This window comes from Mycolicibacter sp. MU0102 (assembly GCF_963378105.1).
Classification (GTDB): domain Bacteria; phylum Actinomycetota; class Actinomycetes; order Mycobacteriales; family Mycobacteriaceae; genus Mycobacterium; species Mycobacterium holstebronense.
Window position 1 is genome coordinate 4,011,020 of sequence record NZ_OY726398.1, and the last position, 18,367, is coordinate 4,029,386.

Below are 18,367 nucleotides of genomic sequence, written 5' to 3' on the forward strand. Positions count from 1 at the left end.
ACAGCGCCGGACAGGGGTTGCCCTGAGGGACCGACGCGTAGCCCGTCGCGCCACTCCGCAGGTTGGCGAAACTCTGGCGTCGGGCCCGCGGATGTGCGACCACTCAAATTCAGCCGGAAGTGTGACAACAGCGACACCCATGTGGTAGATATATGACCATTAGTCATATGCCTATTAGGCATGTACCGGAGGATTTCTCAATGCCCGCGACAGCCGCATTACCCGTGACCGCCGCCAAGGGTGCGCCCAACGAAACCCCTAGCGCCGTGATTGATCGGGTATCCCTAGTCCTCGACGCGTTCGACGGGCCCGGCCGTCTTACCCTGGCGCAGATCGTGCGCCGGACTGGGCTCCCCCGATCGTCAGCGCACCGCATGCTCGAGCGTCTCGTCCAGCTCCGGTGGCTTCGCCGCAGCGGCCGGGACTACGAACTGGGCATGCGCCTTGTCGAGCTGGGTTCCCTGGCGGTACACCAGGATCGCCTGCACAAGGCCGCGTTGCGTAAGCTGCACGAACTTCACGCCGCGACCGGCTTGGTGGTTCACCTCGCCGTCCTTGACGGACCCGACGTCGTCTACATGGACAAGGTCGGCGACCGCATGGCCGCGGTAATCCCGACCCGTGTCGGTGGCCGCCAACTGGCGCACTGCACGGCGGTGGGGAAGGCCATGTTGGCGTTTGCCGACGAGCGCGACATCGACGTCTTGAACTCCGACCGGCTCCCCCGTCGGACCAAGTATTCGATTTCCACGCACGCCCAACTCCGTAGCGAACTACTCAAAGTCCGCTCTCACGGCTTCGCGTCCGACCGGGAGGAGTCGCTGCCCGGCTTCGGCTGCGTCGCGGCACCGATCGGCGACCCGGGCGAGGCGGTCGCCGCGATCTCGGTCTGCGGGCCGATGAACCGGATAAAGCTGGACCAGCGGTTGGTCGCTCCGGTGCGTATCGCCGCGATGGGCATCTGGCAGGCGGTCGACTCCGGGCCAGTGCGAGTGTCCCCAACCCTGCAGCAGATGCGACCGCTGCGCGGCGGCCCGACCGCTCGCGGCGGGGCCCTGCAGCTCGCATGATGCTGGATTCCCAGATCGCGAGGATCATCGAAGCCCTCAACGCGGGATTTCCGCCGGTGCACACGATGACCGGTGCCGAAGCCCGAGCCGCCATTCGCTCGCGCTTCACTCCTGCGACCGATCCCAAACCCGTGGCCCAGGTGCGTGACCGAACTATCGCTGGGCCGGAAGGTCCGCTCGAGATCCGGGTCTACCGCCCACGCGCTGCAGACACCAACTCGGTTCCGACCCTGGTGTGGGCACACGGTGGCGGGTGGGTGTTCTGCGACTTGGACAGTCATGACGACCTGTGTCGAGACTTTGCGAATCAGCTTCCGGCCGTGGTTGTTTCCGTGCACTACCGGCGGGCGCCGGACGAAGGACGGTGGCCCGCCGCGGCCGAGGACGTGTACGCGGCCACCGTTTGGGCGGCAGACCACATCGTCGAACTCGGCGGCGACCCGAACCGGCTCCTCATCGGCGGCGACAGTGCCGGCGGCAATCTTGCCGCGGTCACCGCATTGATGGCACGCGACCGCGGCCGCCCACACTTGGGAGCTCAACTGCTCCTGTACCCCGTCATCGCTGCCGATTTCGACACGGCGTCTTATCAGCAGTTCGGCCGCGGTTACTACAACCCCAAGCCCGCATTGCAGTGGTATTGGGATCAATACGTGCCCACCGTGGCCGACCGGTCCAACCCGTATTCGTCCCCACTGCAGGCCCCGGACCTGTCCGGTCTGCCGCCGACGGTCGCGGTAATAGCTGGCCATGACCCGTTGCGCGATGAGGGGCGCGCCTACGCCGAGGCGCTATACGGTGCGGGTGTTCCCACCGTGGTGCGCTACTTCGAAGGCGGCGTGCACGGCTTCATGACCATGCCTGCACTCGACATCTGCAAGAGGGCCCGAGCCCAGGCATGCGCGTCACTGACTGAGCTCCTGGACCCGCCGGTCACGACGTAACGGGCGGGCCTTCAGACGGCATGATCAGGGGCTCGGCTTGGCCATAGCGCTGTTCTGGGTCGAGGACGCAGTGCGTGCGCGTGAAGACCGTAACCATGCACTTGTTGTTGTGATCGCAGCGGCTGCGTACCCGCGGGTCCTCGATCATCCTGCCGACCAGGTCGGGCTCACGCAGCAGCGCACGACCCATGGCCATGAAGTCGAAGCCCTCACGCATACCGGTTTCCAGGTGGTCACGGGTGGTGATGCCGCCGAGCAGGATCAGCTTGGTGTTACGCATGATCGGCACGAACTGCCGAGCCGCGGACAGCATATAGAGATCCTCATACGGATAGCTGCCCATGGCCCACTTGCCCATCACTCGCACCCCGGGCCGCAGCGCCGGGGGCATCACCCGGGCGAACTCGCGTACCGGCACATCTCCGCGGAACAGATACATCGGCTTGAAAACCGATGAGCCCTGGGTCAACTCGATGGCATCGAGCGTGCCATCAGCGTCCAACAACGCTGCCGTGCGTAGCGCCTCGTCGATCCAGATGCTGCCCGGCAGACCGTCGTCCATGTCCAGCTTCGCGATGACGGCGATCCGATCGCCTACCACTTCGCGGACTCGTGCGGCGATCTCCCGCACGAACCGAGACCGTCCGTCGATGTCACCCCCGTACTCGTCCTTGCGGCGATTGATCAGCGGCGAAAGAAAGGAGCTCGGCAGATACAGGTGACCGAAATGCAGTTCGACAGCATCAAATCCGGCGTCGACGGCCACCTGCGCCGCGGCACCGAATTGATCTATGACGGCGAAGATCTCGTCACGGCGAATCTCCCTGCAGTAGGCGAACGAAGTGGGATTGACAAAGCGACTCGGTGCCACCGCGGTGACACCGGTCAGCTTCTTCTGGGCGACCACACCGGCATGGCCGAGTTGCGCAGAGATGGCCGCGCCCGTCTCATGCACCGCATCGGTGAGCTTCTTGAGACCCGGTAGAGCTTTGGTGTCCATCACGATCTGCCCTGGCGCGCTGGCCCCCTGCTTGGACACACAGCAGTACGCGACCGTGGTCATGCCGACGCCCCCCTTGGCAAAGCTCAGGTGGAAGTCGATCAGATCGTCGGTGACCAGCCCGTCTGGCGAGCGACCTTCCGATGTCGCGGCCTTGATGACGCGGTTGCGCAATCGCACCGGACCGAGCTGAGTCGGAGCGAACGGATTGAGACGTAGGTCGTTCATCGGCTAACCGTGCTCGCCGGCGCGGGTGCCCGTCAACGGTGGTATCCCGATGTCCGGGAAGGCAACCGGACGTATTGCCGGGCCGCCTCTAGCCTCGACTGCATGGCTGACGGTGAAGTGTTCGTCATCGACCGCATTCGGACCAGGCCGGGGCAAGCCCGACGATTCGTCGATCGTTACCTTGCCGAGTACGCGCCTGGTGCCAGGGAGCGCGGGATGCGGCTGCAGAGCGTACTCGTCAGTCCGCCCATCTGGTTCGGCGATCAATCGAACACGATCACCATCACCTGGTCACTACCCGACCCGCTGGCCTGGTGGAAGATGACCTGGAAGGGTCGCCCAGACTCCCGGTTGGGCCAATGGTGGTCGCAGATCGACGAATTGGTGGCAGAACGCACCCGCTCGGTCGCGGCCGCCGCCGAGGACGTCGACACGCTGTGCGCCACGGCGGAGCCGGCCGATGTTTAACGTCACCCGGCTGATCGACGTCGAGAGCGGTGACGGCGATCGTTTGCTCTTCCGCCTTCGAACACTGGCCGAAAGCAGTGGGGCTCTGCGATGGATCGTCGAGCCGACCGACTCAGGTTCACGCAACGGCGGAGACATCCTGGCGCACCTGCGTTTCGCCGACGAGCCGTCGTGGCGAATCGCTGAACCGCACTTCGTCGCCGCGCTGGCCGATCCCGCGATCACCCGAATCAACGGTGCGACTTATCCAGGGAACCCGGTCCGTACCGGCAGGCCGGGATCGGTCTACCGGACGCTGCTGCTGCGGGTTCAGCCGGATACGCCGCCTGAGACCCTGGCCCGGTTCGAGGCGGAGCTGAAGTCTATGGCCGACTACGTCACGACCATCTGCGCATGGCAGCTGAGCCGCGTGAGCGACGCGACCGGCACCGCATGGACGCACGTGTTCGAACAGGAATTCACCGATGTGGCCGGGTTGATGGGCCCCTATCTGATGCACCCGATCCACTGGGCAGTGGTGGACCGGTGGTTCGATCCCGAGACCACCGACGTGATCGTCCGCGATCGGGTCTGCCACAGCTTCTGCGCCACGGACCGTGCCCTACTGCGGCCGTGAGTGCAGCCGAGAGATCACAGCCCGGCGGGCAGGATGTTGGGGTTGGCTTGCTGGGGAGGTTCCAGGGGCGGCAGCCGCGTGACGCCGTCCAGGCTGTGCACGGCAAGCTGCTGGGACCACGGGTAGTGCAGGCTGAATGCAACTAAGCCGGTTCGCTCCGCCGCCGGTAGGTGGCACATCGCCAACACCGTCTCCGCCAGGTACTCCACCGGCTCGGTCGGAAACGACTCGGGTATCAGACTGTCTGCGCCCGGCGTCCTTATCGCGCTGGACGGTCCCACCACGTTGACGGCGATGTTGGAATCCACCAATTCGGCCGCAACCCCCTGGCTGAGCCGGTGCAGTGCTGCCTTCATCGACGCGTAGATCACATCTCCGGATGACTTGTTGTACTCGCGGAAAGGGCGCGCCGGCGCGAGGCCTGTGACCGATCCGATGTTGACGATCCAGCCCGCACCTTGACGGCGCATGTGTGGAATGGCTTGCTGGATCAGCACAAACGGTGTGCGCACATAGTGTTCGACGGTGCGATCGAAAGTCTGGATCGGCATGGCTTCGATGACCGAGTAGTCAGCGTAGCCGGCGTTGTTGACCAGGATGTCGATCCGACCAGTCCGCTCTACCACCTGGTCGACCAGTGCGGCGCGCTGCAGTTCGTCCTCGAGATCGGCGGCGATGCCAAACGCCTTGCCACCGCCCGCCTCGATCAGTTCGACGGTCTCGGCGATCGTGCCGGGCAGCGCCTCGGTCTGCCCGGCACGCATCGACGGTGACGGCTGGTGCGAACGTGCGGTCACCGCAACGGTCGCCCCTTCGGCGGCCAGGCGCTGAGCGATCGCCCGCCCGATGCCGCGACTGCTTCCGGTCACCAACGCGCTTTTACCACTGAGCAATCGGGTCATCGGAGGAGGAGATCCTCCTCGATCGGAGCACGGTGACTCTGCCATACCTCGATCAGCCGGAACGGAAATGCGGTAACGATTCGCCCGCCGCCGGAGCGGTAATAGGTGTGTGCGGTGGGCGTGTGGCACCACACGGTGTCTTGCATCGCCGTGTCGATCTGGCCGACGTAGCTTTCGAACGCCTCGGGTCTGACCTCGATGGTCGCCACGTCGCGCTGGGCCATCAGCTGCAGACATTCCATGACGTAGTGCACCATCACCTCCACGCCGAAGTTGTGCCCGGCCCCGTGCCCCGGGCTGTAGTTCGGCGCCGAGGAGATGAACATGTTCGGGAAGCCGGGCACCATGCCACCCCGATACGCGCTCGGGCTGTCCCCCCAGACCTCATTGAGCTTGATCCCCCCGCGGCCGCGGATGTCCACTGTCGACAAGAAGTCCAGGTAGTAGCCGGTGGCGTAGATGATGATGTCCAGATCGATCTGCCGACCGTCCTGGGTCACGATTCCCCGTTCGTTGACCTCGGCGGGTTCGCTGGCCTCCACGTCTACATGCGGTTGGGCCAATGCCGCGTAGTAACCACCCGGGTCACGAATGATGCGTTTGCCATACGGCGCGAAGTCGGGGGTGACCTTCTTGGCCAAGTCGGTGCCGGCGCCGAATGCCCGGTCGATGTAGTCCAGGCACATCTGGAGCAACACGTCGTTGGCCGGTGAGATCGACAAATGGTCGGCCGCCCAGTCGGGGTCCCGCACGATGACCGGATAGTTGTTGTCGGCGGTTCCCCAGAACGACTTGAGACGGTTCCAGTTGGCGTAGAACGGAATATGGGTGTTGAGCCACCGGCGGTACTCGGGTACGTCGTCGGTCAGTCGCTTGCGCGGCGCCACCCAGTGGGGCTGACGCTGGAACACCGTCAAGTGCTCGACGTCGCCCACACAGGCGTCGACGATCTGTACCGCAGTACATCCGGCACCGATGATCGCTATCTTTTTGCCGCGCAGGTCCAGATTCGGGTCCCACTCGGCGGAGTGGACGCTGACGCCGGCAAAGGAGTCCATGCCGGCCAGATCCGGCCATCGCGGCCGGTTGAGGTAGCCGGCCGCGGGGATCACCACGTTGGCATAACTGACGCCGCGGACGCCGTCGGGTCCGAGGGTCTGGATCTGCCACTGCCGACGGTCCTCGTCCCACCACAGCGCCTGTACCTCGGTGCTGAATCGGGTGTGGTCCCGCAAATTGTTCTCGGTGGCAACCGACTCCAGATACTTCTGGTACTCGGCGCCTTGCGGGTAGTAGCTCGACCACGCGGCGTTGATATCGCGTGACAGCGAATAGTAGGCCGACGGCGTGTCGACACCGATGCCGGGGTAGACGGCGGTGTACCACGTACCGCCGACCTCGTCGTTGCGGTCGATGATCTCGAAATTGATCCCCGCAGAGGAGCATTCCAGCGCGGCAGCCATGCCCGCGATTCCAGCGCCGACGATGACGACCTTGAAGTCCTCCGGAAGCTGGGCGCTCCGCGGCAGCACCGGCCGCGACGGGTGAAAGCCGCCCTGCTCCAGCAGCAAGTCGACATACTCGCTGCCCACCGCGGTTCCAAGCGCCAGTGGAGCGACCCCGGCGAACAGGGCCGTATCGTCGGCCGGCAGCGCGCCGGCGGGCCGCGGCTGGCCCAGCGCCGCCGTCACCGCATCCACCAACGCCTCGCGGGTCTCGGGGTCGGTGACACCAACCTGTTCCGGCGGATCCGGCTCGAACGAGATCTTGTCCGCGAACCGCTCGGCAACAGCCGGGTCACCGGTCAGTTGGGCCAGCACCGCAACCAACACTCCGGCGTCCGCTTGACGCAGATACGTCCTCAGCTCGTCGGGATCCGAGCCTGTGTGCTCAGGGGTCACGGTCGCATCGGTCGTCATCGAACCTCCTTGCTCGTAGCCCGAGTATGTGGCCGCCGACGGCGATCCGTCCGGCCCATGTCTACTCAGCGGGACGCGGTTTGGCCGCAACCGGAGTCTCGGGCCTACAGTCCGGGGCATGAACGAGCTGGACGCCGTGCTGGCCTCGGCACGCAGTCACGCGCTGGGCGATGTTCCGCGACGCTCGGCCCGCAAACAACCGGACAAGATCGCCCTGGTCGACGGCGATATCTGCCTGACCTTCGCCGAGTTCGAGCACTTGGTCGATCGCGCCACAGCCGCATTGCAGGACAACGGCTTTTGTCCCGGCGACCGGGTTGCCCTCCTGGCGCACAACTGCTGGCAGTACGCGGTGCTCGCATTCGCCACCGCGCGTGCCGCGGTCGTGCTGGTCCCGATCAACTTCATGCTGACCGCCGAGGAGATCTCGTTCATCCTGGGTCATAGCCGGGCATCCGGACTCATCGTGGAGGCCGATCTGGTGGCCACCGCTCAAGCTGCCATGCAGTTTGCCGAGCGCGCACTCACCACGGCGGTTATGGTCCTGCCTGGTCAGACGCTGCCGGCGGGCTGGGATGACTTCGACCACTGGCTGGCAACCTCGTCAGCGGCTCCTGCCCCGTATGTCGCCGACGATCAGCTGATCCGCCTCATGTACACCAGCGGTACCGAGGCACATCCCAAGGGCGCCATGCATTCGACTCGAAGCCTGATGGGCAACTACATCAGCTCGATCATCGCCGGTTCGATGGAGGGCACCGACGTCGTCGTCCACTCTTTGCCGCTGTATCACTGCGCGCAACTCGACAATTTCTTGATCACCGCTGTTTACCTTGGGGCCACCAGCGTCATCCTGGCGCGACCGGAACCCGAGACCGTGCTGCGCACAATCGAAAAATATCTCGCCACAAGCTATTTCGCTCCGCCAACGGTGTGGATCTCACTATTGAGGTCTCCGCTTTTCGATTCTGTCGACCTGTCGAGCCTGCGCAAGGGATACTACGGCGCCTCGGCGATGCCGATCGAGATCCTGGCAGAGATGCGTGAACGGCTGCCCGGCCTGCGGCTGTGGAACTTCTACGGCCAGACCGAGATGGCACCGCTGGCCTCGGCTCTTGGACCAGAAGACCAAGATGCGCATGCCGGCGCAGCGGGCCGTCCGGTGATCAACGTGGAGACTGCCATCCTCGACGATGAGGGTGTCCCGGTGGGAACCGGCGTGGTCGGCGAGATAGTCCATCGAAGTCCGCACTTGATGCTCGGATACCTCGACGACCACGCGAAGACCGCCGACACATTCCGTGGCGGCTGGTTTCACTCCGGCGATCTGGGCTACTACGACGAACACGGCCTGCTGCATGTAGTGGATCGCAAGAAGGACATGATCAAGACGGGCGGCGAGAATGTCGCCAGTCGCGAAGTCGAAGAGGTCATCTACCGCCACCCTGGCGTCGAGGAGGTGGCAGTGTTCGGTCTGCCCCACCCGCGGTGGGTGGAGGCGGTGGTCGCCGCGGTGGTGATCCGCGACGGCATCGTGGTCACCGAGGACGAGCTGTTGGGACACTGCCGGACACATCTGGCCGGGTTCAAGACACCTAAGCAGCTGTTCTTCGTCGACTCGCTGCCCAAGAACCCGAGCGGAAAGCTGTTGAAGCGCCTGTTACGGGAGCGGTTCAGTCCGACACACGCCGTTTCCGGCTGATCGATCCAGGACGGCTCACGCGATGACCGCTGGGCGGGAAGCGCGGATCAGCCTACTCTGCCAAGCAAATAGTCTGCCGCGAGGGCGGCGCTGCGTCGACTCTGGCTTCGATGACATCGCCGCGACAGACGCCCGAGATCGAATCTGATTTCAAGGGAAAGGAATTCACCTGTGAGCTCAGCGCAGAACACGGGACGTATCGCCCGCTTCGATGAGCCGGGAAAGCCGTTTGAGATTGAGACCGTGCCGGTGCCCGAGGTCGGTCCGGGCCAGATCCTGATCCGGGTGACCCGAGCTAACATCTGTGGTTCCGATGTGCACGCCTGGCATGGCACCTTCGCCACGCGCGGTCTCGGCGGACAGCTTCCCACCGTCTTGGGCCACGAAATGGTCGGCTCGATAGCCGAACTCGGCGAAAGCATTACCGCCGACTCGAATGGCAAGCCACTGAATGTCGGCTCGCGCGTGGTGTTCCCGTACTTCTTCTGCTGCCACACCTGCCGCAACTGCCTGACGGGGCGCCGCAACGCCTGCCTGAATCTGAAGATGGCGATGCTGGGTCGCGCGGACCAGCCGCCACACTTCGTCGGCGGCTACGGCGACTACTTCCTGCTACCGGCTGGCGCCGTGGTTTACACCGTGCCGGACTCGGTCTCCGACGAGATCGCCGCCGGTGCCAATTGCGCACTGTCACAGGTGATGTATGGCCTGGAACGCGTCGAGCAGCAGCTCGGCGACTACGTCGTGGTCCAGGGCGCGGGCGCTCTCGGCCTGTATGCCGTGGCAGTGGCCAAAGCACGGGGCGCCGCCAAGGTGATCGCCATCGACGGCGTCCCAGAACGACTCGAATTGGCCAAGGCCTTCGGCGCCGACGCCGTCATCGACATCACCGAAATCACCACCGACAAGGAGCGCGCCAAGATCGTCCGTAGGCTCACCGACGGACAGGGCGCCGACGTGGTGGTCGAGGTGGTCGGACACCCCTCGGCGATCGATGAGGGCCTCAAGCTACTCGGCCAGTTCGGGCGTTACGTCGAGATCGGCAACATCAACATCGGCAAGTCCTTCGAGTTCGACCCGTCGCGGTTCGTCTTTGCCAACAAGACCATGGTCGGGGTCTCGCTCTACGATCCGGCCGTGCTGTCCCGGGCCCTGGACTTCCTGGCGGAAAACCAACACAGGCTGCCTTTTGAACGGCTGGCCGCTGCCTGTTACTCGCTCGACGACATCAACGAGGCCTTCGCCGCCGCCGAAGGCAAACGCGATGTCCGCGCCAGCATCGTGCCGTAGAACCAGACGAGGCGGAGAAAAACCATGAGCAACAACCACGACTACACCCGCACCAAGCTCTTCATCGACGGGCAGTGGGTCAACCCCCACGGCACCGACGCCATCGAGGTGATCGACCCCGCGACAGAACAGGTGTGCGGCACCGTTCCCAGCGGTACCGAGGCAGACGTCGACGCTGCGGTCACCGCGGCTCGCGCTGCGTTCGATCCGCTGATCAGCGTCGCCGAGCGGCGTGACCGTCTCGACGCGGTGATCACCGCAATGGAAAAGCGGCTGCCCGACATCGCCGAGACCATCACCCGCGAGATGGGCGCCCCGATCCGTATCGCGCGCAGTGTTCAGACCCAGGTACCGCTGGCCGTGGCCCGCGGATTCGCCGACGCGCTGGCCACCTTCGAGTTCGAGGAGCGAATCGGCAACTCACTGGTGCTCCGGGAACCCTACGGCGTGGTCGCGGCGATCACTCCGTGGAACTACCCGCTCTACCAAGTGGTCGCCAAGGTTCTGCCCGCCATCGCGGCCGGTTGCACCGTCGTCCTCAAGCCGAGCAACGAGGCTCCCCTGTCGGTGTTCGAGTTCGTCGAAGCGCTCGAAGACGCCGGCCTGCCGCCGGGTGTGGTCAACCTGGTGTCCGGCCCCGGCCGGGTCATCGGCGAACGGATGTCGGCGCATCCCGAAGTCGACTTCGTCTCCTTCACCGGGTCCACCGGTGTCGGAAGCCGGGTCGGGGAACTGGCCGGTAGTTCCATCAAGAAGGTGGCACTCGAGCTCGGCGGCAAGTCGGCCAATGTGGTCCTCGACGGCGCCGACCTTGCCACCGCGATCAAGGTCGGCGTCGGGAACGCCTTCTTGAACGGCGGACAGACCTGTATGGCCTGGACGCGGATGCTCGTGCCGCTGTCCCGCTACAGCGAGGCATTGGACCTGGTATCTGCGGCGGTGTCGAAATATTCCGTGGGCGACCCGTGGGAACCGGACACCCGGCTGGGCCCGTCGGCCTCCCAAGCACAGTACGAAACCGTGCTCGGTTTCATCGAGCGGGCACCCGCAGACGGTGCCCGTCTGGTTACCGGAGGCGGCCAGAAGTTGCGCGATGTCGGCTACTACATCGCCCCGACGGTGTTCGCCGACGTCCACCCGGACTCCGAACTGGGTCAGGAGGAAGTGTTCGGGCCGGTGCTGGCCGTCATTCCGTTCCGCGACACCGACGAGGCGCTGCGCATCGCCAACGCCACTCCCTATGGCTTGTCCGGTGCGGTATGGGCCGCCGACGACGACACCGCGATCGGCTTCGCCCGACAGGTACAGTCGGGCCAGCTCGACATCAACGGCGGCAAGTACAACCCCGCGGCACCATTCGGCGGCTACAAGAAATCCGGGATCGGACGAGAGCTCGGCCGGTTCGGCTTCGAGGAGTACCTGCAGACCAAGTCCCTGCAGTTGCCGTAGCAGGCGCTCCCCCATACCGCGACGGCCCTGGCGCCCCAGCGAGAATCGAGGTATTCCAGTCATGAGCATGCCCGCCGGGCCACTGGTCATCACGTCGGACGACGCGGTGCAGGTGTGGACCATCAACCTGCCGCACATCGGCAATGCCATCACCGACCAGGAATTCATCACGGCTTTCGAGAGTGCGGTCGAAGCCGCGAACTCCGACACCACCGTCAGGACGGTGATCCTGACCGGTGAGGGAAAGATCTTCTCCGCCGGCGGAAACGTGAAAGACATGGCCAACCATGAGGGCATGTTCGGCCTGGAACCGATCGAGCAGCGTTACGCCTATGTCGACGGAATCCAGCGCCTGCCGAGAGCCCTGGCGCGTCTGGAGGTTCCGATCATCGCTGCGGTGAACGGCGCGGCGATCGGTGCCGGCTGCGACCTGGCCGCAATGTGCGACATCCGAATCGCCTCCGAACGCGCCTCCTTCGCCGAAAGTTTCGTACAGATCGGCCTGGTACCCGGCGATGGCGGTACGTGGTTTCTGCAACGGGCCATCGGCTACGAGCGGGCAGCCGAGATGACACTGACCGGAGACCGCATCGACGCGACGACGGCACACGCGTGGGGCTTGGTCAGCCGGGTGGTCCCCCACGACGAACTCATCACCGCGGCCAAGGAGCTGGCGGAGCGGATCGTCAAGAACCCTCCGCATGCCCTGCGGATGGCCAAGCGCCTACTGCAGGAGTCACGAACCGGCCTGCTGGAGTCGACGCTGGGGATGGCAGCCGCGATGCAGCCGCTGGCCCACCGCGACGCCGAGCATGTGCGCCGCATCGAGCGGTGGCGGAGCGTCTGATGGCGCTTCCCCGCCTCGTTCCCGCGGCCACCTCCGAGACGGCCGTAACCGCGGATCTGCGGGCGGAAGTCCGAGCGTTCCTCGCCGAGCAGATTGCTACGGGCGGATTCGTCCCTGCGGTGGACGCATGGTTGTGCGGATGGAACGAGACGTTCACCGCCGCGCTGGGCGCCCAGGGCTGGCTCGGCATGACAGTGCCGAAGGAATATGGCGGTCAAGGTCGGTCGTTTCTCGAGCGTTTTGTCGTCACGGAGGAGTTGTTGGCCGCCGGGGCGCCGGTAGCGGCGCACTGGATTGCCGACCGTCAGATCGTTCCCTCACTGCTCAAGTACGGCACTGAGGATCAGAAGCGCGAGTTTCTGCCCAAGATCGCGTCCGGTGACTGCTTCTTCGGGATCGGGATGAGCGAACCGGACTCCGGCTCGGACCTGGCCAGTGTGCGCACCCGGGCGGTCCAGACCGAGGGCGGCTGGAAACTCTCCGGCACCAAGGTCTGGACCTCAGGAGCGCACTACGCTCACGCTTTCATCGTGCTCGCCCGCACAGCGCCGGTGGATCCCGCCCACCGGCATGACGGGCTGAGCCAGTTCATCGTGCGCCTCGACGGCCCCGGCATCGAGGTACGGCCGATCATCTCGATGAACGGTGGCCACCATTTCAACGAAGTGATCCTCGAAGACGCATTCGTGCCAGACGCGATGGTGTTCGGCGAAATCGGCGAGGGCTGGCGCCAAGTGACCTCCGAACTCAGTTTCGAGCGAAGCGGACCTGAGCGGTTGCTCTCCACCTTCCCACTGCTGGCCACCTCCGCCGAAAGTATGGCCAACGGGGAGATCCCCCGTGACGCAAACCTGGGGCGCCTCGTGGCCAGGGTCGCCGGGCTCCATCGGATGTCCACCGCTGTCGCGGACGCGTTGGAACGCCGCCAACCGGCCGATATTCCGGCCGCCGTGGTCAAAGTTCTCGGCACCACCACCGAGGGTGATATCGCGGACTTCGCCGACCTGCACGCCGGTGATGACTCCGCCATCGAATCCGGGCATCGCGAACTGATCATGTCCGCGGTGGATCAGCGGCCCGGCTTCACGCTCCGTGGCGGAACCAACGAGGTGCTGCGCGGTGTGATCGCGCGGGGATTGGGGCTACGATGACCGACTCCGCGAGCAACGCCGCCGACGTCGATCCCGACCTGGTCACCATGATCGACGCGGTGTTCGCGAACTACCGCGAGTCCCACCCGCCGACTGGGTCTATCGCCCGCGACGCCGAATTGTGGTTGAGCCTGGACCAATTGGGTTTGCTGAGATTGTCCGGCTCCGAACGGTCCGGAGGAAGCGGAGCGGACTGGTATGAGTCAGCCGCGCTGATCACCGCGGCGGTTCGCCACGGCGTACGTATTCCGTTGGCCGAGCATGACATGTTGGCCTGCTGGCTGCTCGAAGCAGTTGGCGCGCCGATCGACCAGGCCGCCCGTACGGTCTGCGTGCTTGATACGGCCGGAAACGCAACCGCCGTACCGTGGGCGTCGACAGCCGAACGGATCGTGGTCGTGTGGCCGGACGGCCAGCGGTATCTGATGACCGATGCGGACTGCACAGATCTGCGAATCGTGCCGGGTACCAATCTGATCGGCGAGCCCCGGGACAGCGTCTCCGCCGATATCGGGTCCCTGACCGGTACCGCGGTCTCGGCAGAGCTCGTCGAACAACTGCGGCTGAAGTCCGCGCTGGTGCGCTCGATTCAGGTCTGCGCAGCCCTGGACAGCATCCTCGAACTCACTGTCGATTACGCATCGTCGCGCGTTCAATTCGGCCGGCCCCTGTCGAAGTTTCAGGCGATCCAACATCTCATCTCTGACATCGCCACCGAGGCCGCGCTGGCACGCGCGGCTACCGAAGCGGCTCTGGCCGCCGCGGTCGAAAGCGATTGGTCGGCTGCCAAACTCGGCTTCTTCGTCGCGGTGGCGCGGTCCTGCGCCGGGCACGCAGCCTCGGTCGCGGTCCGAAACGGCCACCAGGCCCTGGGCGCCATCGGCACCACCATCGAACACCGGCTACACGAATACACCCGTGCTGCACTGGCCTGGCGTTCGGAGTTCGGATCTGTCCGTCACTGGGACGAGGAAGTGACGCGTGCCGCGCTAGGCGCTGGGTCAGCCGGTCTGTGGGGCCTGATAGCCGACTGACCCGATGTTCCACTGACCGGTTACCACCGTGTCGCAGCCGGCCGATCGGGGGTTGACTCCAAGGAGCACTTGGTTTCCGCACGCCAAAACTTGGGAGACATGTTCCGTGAGCACTGACAATGCCATCTCGCTGACCGAGCTGCAGAACTTCATCGGCGAATTCTGGTACCACTACGACGAGGCTGACTACCCGAAGATGGCCGCCGCTTTCGCCGCGGATGCCACCTACCTCAGTCGAAGTGACTCTGGAGCATGTCCCTTCGAAGAATCCCTCGCCGCTGACCTCACCGGTGCGGCGAAGGTTGTGCCGTGGCTTATCGAACATCGCGACGCAAGCCCATACCCCCTGCGTCACCACACCACCAATCTGCACATCACCCACCACGAGGGTGACGTCACCTACGCGCGCTTCTACATCTTCGTCAACCAGGTCACCAACTTCGTTCCATTCGCGGTTTCCAGCGGAGTCACCGAGGTCGGCGTTCGCCGTGGGGGTAGCAGTCCCAGCGGGCTTGAGTTCACCAAGATGTCGGTCATCCTCGATGTCACGAACTCCGAACCATTGGTCGGCAGTGGGCTTCCCGGCGCCGAGAACGCCTCGGCGAACACCTGACCAATGAGCACCGATCCCTTGAGCCCACGCGAAGTCTTCAACGGCGGTGTCGCCGTCATCACCGGGGCCGCGGCCGGGATCGGCGCCGGTCTGGCCCGTCATGCGCACCGGCTGGGAATGTCTCTGGTCCTAGCCGATATCGACCGCGACGCGGTCGCGGCGCTGCGCGACGAGATCATCGCCGGCGGAGGCAGCGCTGTCGACGCGGCGTGCGACGTTCGCGATCAAGACGCCATGGCCGCATTGGCCGAGCGCGTCTACCGCGATGTCGGACCGGTGCGCCTGCTGGTCAACAACGCGGGGGTGGAGCAGTTCGGGTACCTGTGGGATACCCCGGTGGCCAACTGGAACCGGGTGATGGACATCAATGTCAGCGGCGTATTCCACGGCATCCGAGCGTTTGTGCCGAGAATGATCGCCGCCGGCTCCCCGGCCTGGATCTGGAACCTGTCCTCGATCGGGGGGGTGGCGGCGGTTCCGCTGCAGACTCCCTACATCGTCAGCAAGCACGCCGTGCTGGCACTGACCGAATGCCTGCGCCTGGAGATCCAGCTGGCCGGCCACGACGAGCGCATTCACGTCCAGGCGGTGCTGCCCGGGGCGGTGAAGTCCAACATCTTCGAAGCAGCGGGCGGCGTGGGCGCCGACCTTGCCGACGCCGACGTGGACGCCGCCGACGCACAGCGCGACGCGATGCTCGCGATCAAAGCGGACGCGATGGATCCGCTCGAAGCCGCGAAAGAGATCTTCGAACAGTCCGCCCAGGGCGCGTTCTACCTGTTGACTCAACCCGAGTACGTGCGTTCGGCGATGGCCGAGCGGGCCGAAGTGCTGAGGACACTCATCCCGCCACAGTTGCGGGACAAGCGCCGCTTCGATCCCGCCGAACACTAGGAGCCCCACAGTGAACGGGCCACACCGTCCCGCGCTAGACCCCGACGCCGCTGCCAGGGTTGCTGGCTTCGGACCACCGACCCCGATCCGGGAACGCGGCCTCGATCAGGTACGCGCATCCTTGGAATCCGCACCGTTGCCGCCGGACATGCCGGAAATGGCTGAGACCGCCGATGCGGTGATACCCGGCCCGGGTGGCCCGATTCCCGTTCGCATTTACCGCCCACGGCCCGGCACCGGGCTGTCACCGGTGATCGTGCACCTGCATGGCGGCGGACTGGTCATGGGCTCCAATCACTCGTTCGAAGCGATGGCCCGTGCGCTGGCGGCCGCCAGTGGTGCGGTGGTGATCGCCGTCGACTACCGTCTGGCGCCGGAGAATCCGCCACCGGCGCAGTTCGAGGACGCCATGGCCGCCACCGAATGGACAGCCGCCCACGCAACGGATCTCGGCCTGGATCCGCACCGACTGGTGATCGCCGGCGACAGCGCCGGCGGCGGCGTGGCGGCGGCAATCGCCTTGGCCGCACGCGACCAGGGCGGGCCCCCGATCTTCGCCCAGCTCTTGATGTATCCGGGTGTGGACCGCGACATGGCTGCGGCCTCGGTGCTCCGGAACCTCGAGGCGCCGATGCTCTCCCACGACGACATCGTCTATCTGCACGAGTTGGCCGATATCGGAGCGGGTTGCCCGCACGACATCCGCCGGGTCCCGGCCTATGCCACCGACCTGCGCGGCCTCCCACAAGCCATCGTCGTCACCGCTGAGCTCGATCCGATCAGCGACTGGGGCGAGCGCTACGCCGGCAGGCTGCGCGACGCCGGAGTGCAGACCACGATCACGCGCTATCCGGGCATCTACCACGGCTTCTTGATGCGCTCCGAGGCGACTGCGCGAGGACGGCTGGCGATGGCCGAGATCGGGGCGTTGTTGCGCGCGAAATTCACCCACCCGCTGCCCTTCTAGGTGGTCCAGCTCCACTTCTAAGGGCTGACTAACGTCCCGATGGTTGGACACCAACGGTTCGGAATACCGGTGGCGCCGCACACAATCGAGACCAGCAATGGCGTAGTTCAACGCCGGAACCAAGTGAAGGAGTACTTGTGATGCTCACCGAAGAGCGGCGAATGGAGCTGTCCGACATCCTGCGCCCCGCTTCGCCCCCACGCGAAATCGCCGACGTCTACACCGACGACCAGCGGGAGCGCCTTCTCAACGTGGTGCGCAAGGACGGTCCCTGGAGCTTGATCATCGCCCAGCACTTCGCTTCTCCGGAAGAGCTGATGGCCACCATGAGCGGCCAGTTCCCGGAGGGTTTCACACCGACACTGGACTTGTTCTTGACGCCCACTTTTCGTGGCTCCCTGGCCAACCACGGCACCGTGCTCTACCCCGAGCTGCACGACTGCTTCTACAACGCCGAGTTCCTGGAGATGGCCAAGTCGTACTGGAATGCCAAGTACGCCAAGCCTCAGATGATGTTGTTCAACATCAACGGCCCGTGCGCCAATCGCGACCCGGGGCACCTGGATTCGCCGAGTTTCCGCGGTGTACGTTACGAAAATGCTCCGACCTGGCTGGTCAGTGTGATGGGCAAGTCCGGGCTGTTTGGGGATTACATGATCAAGATGGCACAGGTCATCACCTGGTTCTCGTTGGACCAGGGCAGTGGATTCACCTACTGGCCGAACGGTCCGCTGCGCACACCCGAACGGCTCCAGCCGCCGGTCTACAACCGCGGTGTGGTGGTGCAGAACGAGATGCTGGTGCATCGGGGAGAGGCAAACGGTCCCCTTGAGCAGCAAGTGCCCACCGGGCTGGCATTCGACACGATGTTCGCCGGCGACCCGCACTCCCGTGATCACTGGATCCTCAAGAACGGCGACGACGTCATCGCGCGCCATCACACCGACGAGCTGCGCTTCCTGGTGCACTGGTCTTCGGAGGTCTACGAGGACTTCGACGAGCTCAAGAAGAACATGGACCACTCCGACGACCTGACCATCGACAAGGCCATCGATATGATGGTCGACGATCTCGCCAAAAAGGGCTACAAGTTGGACATCCCGAGCGAGCCCCTGCATGACCCCGCCTTCATCGGCGCACTCAATGCCGGCTATGACCTCGGCGGGCCCGCCGTTTACCCGGAAGAAGCGCCGCTGAGCGCCTTCCGGTTTGCTTGAGGTCCCTGGCAGCACGGTGGGGCTTCACGGATCTGGATCTTGTGGAGCCTCACCGA

17 protein-coding genes are annotated in these 18,367 nt (G+C 65.0%); 14 read left to right on the forward strand and 3 right to left on the reverse strand.

Features of this window, described 5'->3' with window-relative positions; genetic code table 11:
- Window positions 1-200: 200 nt before the first annotated feature.
- Complete coding sequence (locus tag RCP37_RS18960; protein WP_308484516.1) at window positions 201-1,070, forward strand: IclR family transcriptional regulator; 870 nt, start codon at window positions 201-203, stop codon at window positions 1,068-1,070.
- Window positions 1,067-2,014, forward strand: coding sequence for a LipP1 family hormone-sensitive lipase (locus tag RCP37_RS18965; RefSeq protein WP_308484517.1), 948 nt, complete (start codon window positions 1,067-1,069; stop codon window positions 2,012-2,014). The genes RCP37_RS18960 and RCP37_RS18965 overlap by 4 nt, the downstream gene beginning before the upstream one ends.
- On the opposite strand, the gene RCP37_RS18970 is transcribed toward RCP37_RS18965, so the two are convergent.
- Window positions 2,004-3,242 carry an NADH:flavin oxidoreductase gene (locus tag RCP37_RS18970; RefSeq protein ID WP_308484518.1) on the reverse strand — a complete coding sequence of 413 codons (1,239 nt, stop codon included), beginning with the start codon at window positions 3,240-3,242 and terminating at the stop codon, window positions 2,004-2,006. The two genes, RCP37_RS18965 and RCP37_RS18970, sit on opposite strands and share 11 nt — an antisense overlap.
- Window positions 3,243-3,344: 102 nt before the next feature.
- Between RCP37_RS18970 and RCP37_RS18975 the strand changes: the two genes are divergently transcribed.
- Window positions 3,345-3,710 (forward strand): hypothetical protein, encoded by a 366-nt coding sequence (locus RCP37_RS18975; protein WP_308484519.1) that lies wholly within the window; start codon window positions 3,345-3,347, stop codon window positions 3,708-3,710.
- A complete protein-coding gene (locus tag RCP37_RS18980; RefSeq protein ID WP_308484520.1) occupies window positions 3,703-4,326 on the forward strand; it encodes a Dabb family protein in 624 nt (207 codons plus the stop codon). Before RCP37_RS18975 ends, RCP37_RS18980 begins: the two co-directional genes overlap by 8 nt.
- Before the next feature lie 14 nt (window positions 4,327-4,340).
- On the opposite strand, the gene RCP37_RS18985 is transcribed toward RCP37_RS18980, so the two are convergent.
- Together RCP37_RS18985 and RCP37_RS18990 are read right to left on the reverse strand one after the other, a co-directional pair.
- Window positions 4,341-5,228, reverse strand: coding sequence for an SDR family NAD(P)-dependent oxidoreductase (locus RCP37_RS18985; RefSeq protein WP_308484521.1), 888 nt, complete (start codon window positions 5,226-5,228; stop codon window positions 4,341-4,343).
- Window positions 5,225-7,147 (reverse strand): NAD(P)-binding domain-containing protein, encoded by a 1,923-nt coding sequence (locus RCP37_RS18990; protein WP_308484522.1) that lies wholly within the window; start codon window positions 7,145-7,147, stop codon window positions 5,225-5,227. The genes RCP37_RS18985 and RCP37_RS18990 overlap by 4 nt, the downstream gene beginning before the upstream one ends.
- A gap of 118 nt (window positions 7,148-7,265) precedes the next feature.
- Between RCP37_RS18990 and RCP37_RS18995 the strand changes: the two genes are divergently transcribed.
- The 10 genes from RCP37_RS18995 to RCP37_RS19040 all read left to right on the forward strand — a co-directional run bounded on the left by RCP37_RS18995 (window position 7,266) and on the right by RCP37_RS19040 (window position 18,311).
- Window positions 7,266-8,849 carry an acyl-CoA synthetase gene (locus tag RCP37_RS18995; protein WP_308484523.1) on the forward strand — a complete coding sequence of 528 codons (1,584 nt, stop codon included), beginning with the start codon at window positions 7,266-7,268 and terminating at the stop codon, window positions 8,847-8,849.
- A 171-nt stretch (window positions 8,850-9,020) separates the two neighbouring features.
- Entirely contained in the window at window positions 9,021-10,139 is a 1,119-nt protein-coding gene (locus RCP37_RS19000; protein WP_308484524.1) for a zinc-binding dehydrogenase, read from the forward strand.
- A 24-nt stretch (window positions 10,140-10,163) separates the two neighbouring features.
- Entirely contained in the window at window positions 10,164-11,588 is a 1,425-nt protein-coding gene (locus tag RCP37_RS19005) for an aldehyde dehydrogenase family protein (RefSeq protein WP_308484525.1), read from the forward strand.
- A gap of 67 nt (window positions 11,589-11,655) precedes the next feature.
- Window positions 11,656-12,435 carry a crotonase/enoyl-CoA hydratase family protein gene (locus RCP37_RS19010; RefSeq protein WP_308487152.1) on the forward strand — a complete coding sequence of 260 codons (780 nt, stop codon included), beginning with the start codon at window positions 11,656-11,658 and terminating at the stop codon, window positions 12,433-12,435.
- Entirely contained in the window at window positions 12,435-13,586 is a 1,152-nt protein-coding gene (locus RCP37_RS19015; RefSeq protein WP_308484526.1) for an acyl-CoA dehydrogenase family protein, read from the forward strand. The genes RCP37_RS19010 and RCP37_RS19015 overlap by 1 nt, the downstream gene beginning before the upstream one ends.
- Window positions 13,583-14,620: an acyl-CoA dehydrogenase family protein gene (locus RCP37_RS19020; protein ID WP_308484527.1), complete on the forward strand. Its 1,038-nt coding sequence runs from the start codon at window positions 13,583-13,585 to the stop codon at window positions 14,618-14,620. Before RCP37_RS19015 ends, RCP37_RS19020 begins: the two co-directional genes overlap by 4 nt.
- Window positions 14,621-14,726: 106 nt before the next feature.
- The gene (locus tag RCP37_RS19025; RefSeq protein ID WP_308484528.1) at window positions 14,727-15,233 is read left to right on the forward strand and encodes a nuclear transport factor 2 family protein; all 507 of its coding nucleotides are present in this window, start codon (window positions 14,727-14,729) and stop codon (window positions 15,231-15,233) included.
- A gap of 3 nt (window positions 15,234-15,236) precedes the next feature.
- Window positions 15,237-16,127: an SDR family NAD(P)-dependent oxidoreductase gene (locus RCP37_RS19030; RefSeq protein ID WP_308484529.1), complete on the forward strand. Its 891-nt coding sequence runs from the start codon at window positions 15,237-15,239 to the stop codon at window positions 16,125-16,127.
- Window positions 16,128-16,137: 10 nt separating this feature from the next.
- Window positions 16,138-17,094 (forward strand): alpha/beta hydrolase, encoded by a 957-nt coding sequence (locus tag RCP37_RS19035; RefSeq protein WP_308484530.1) that lies wholly within the window; start codon window positions 16,138-16,140, stop codon window positions 17,092-17,094.
- Window positions 17,095-17,234: 140 nt separating this feature from the next.
- Entirely contained in the window at window positions 17,235-18,311 is a 1,077-nt protein-coding gene (locus RCP37_RS19040; protein ID WP_308484531.1) for a hypothetical protein, read from the forward strand.
- The last annotated feature ends 56 nt before the right edge of the window (window positions 18,312-18,367 follow it).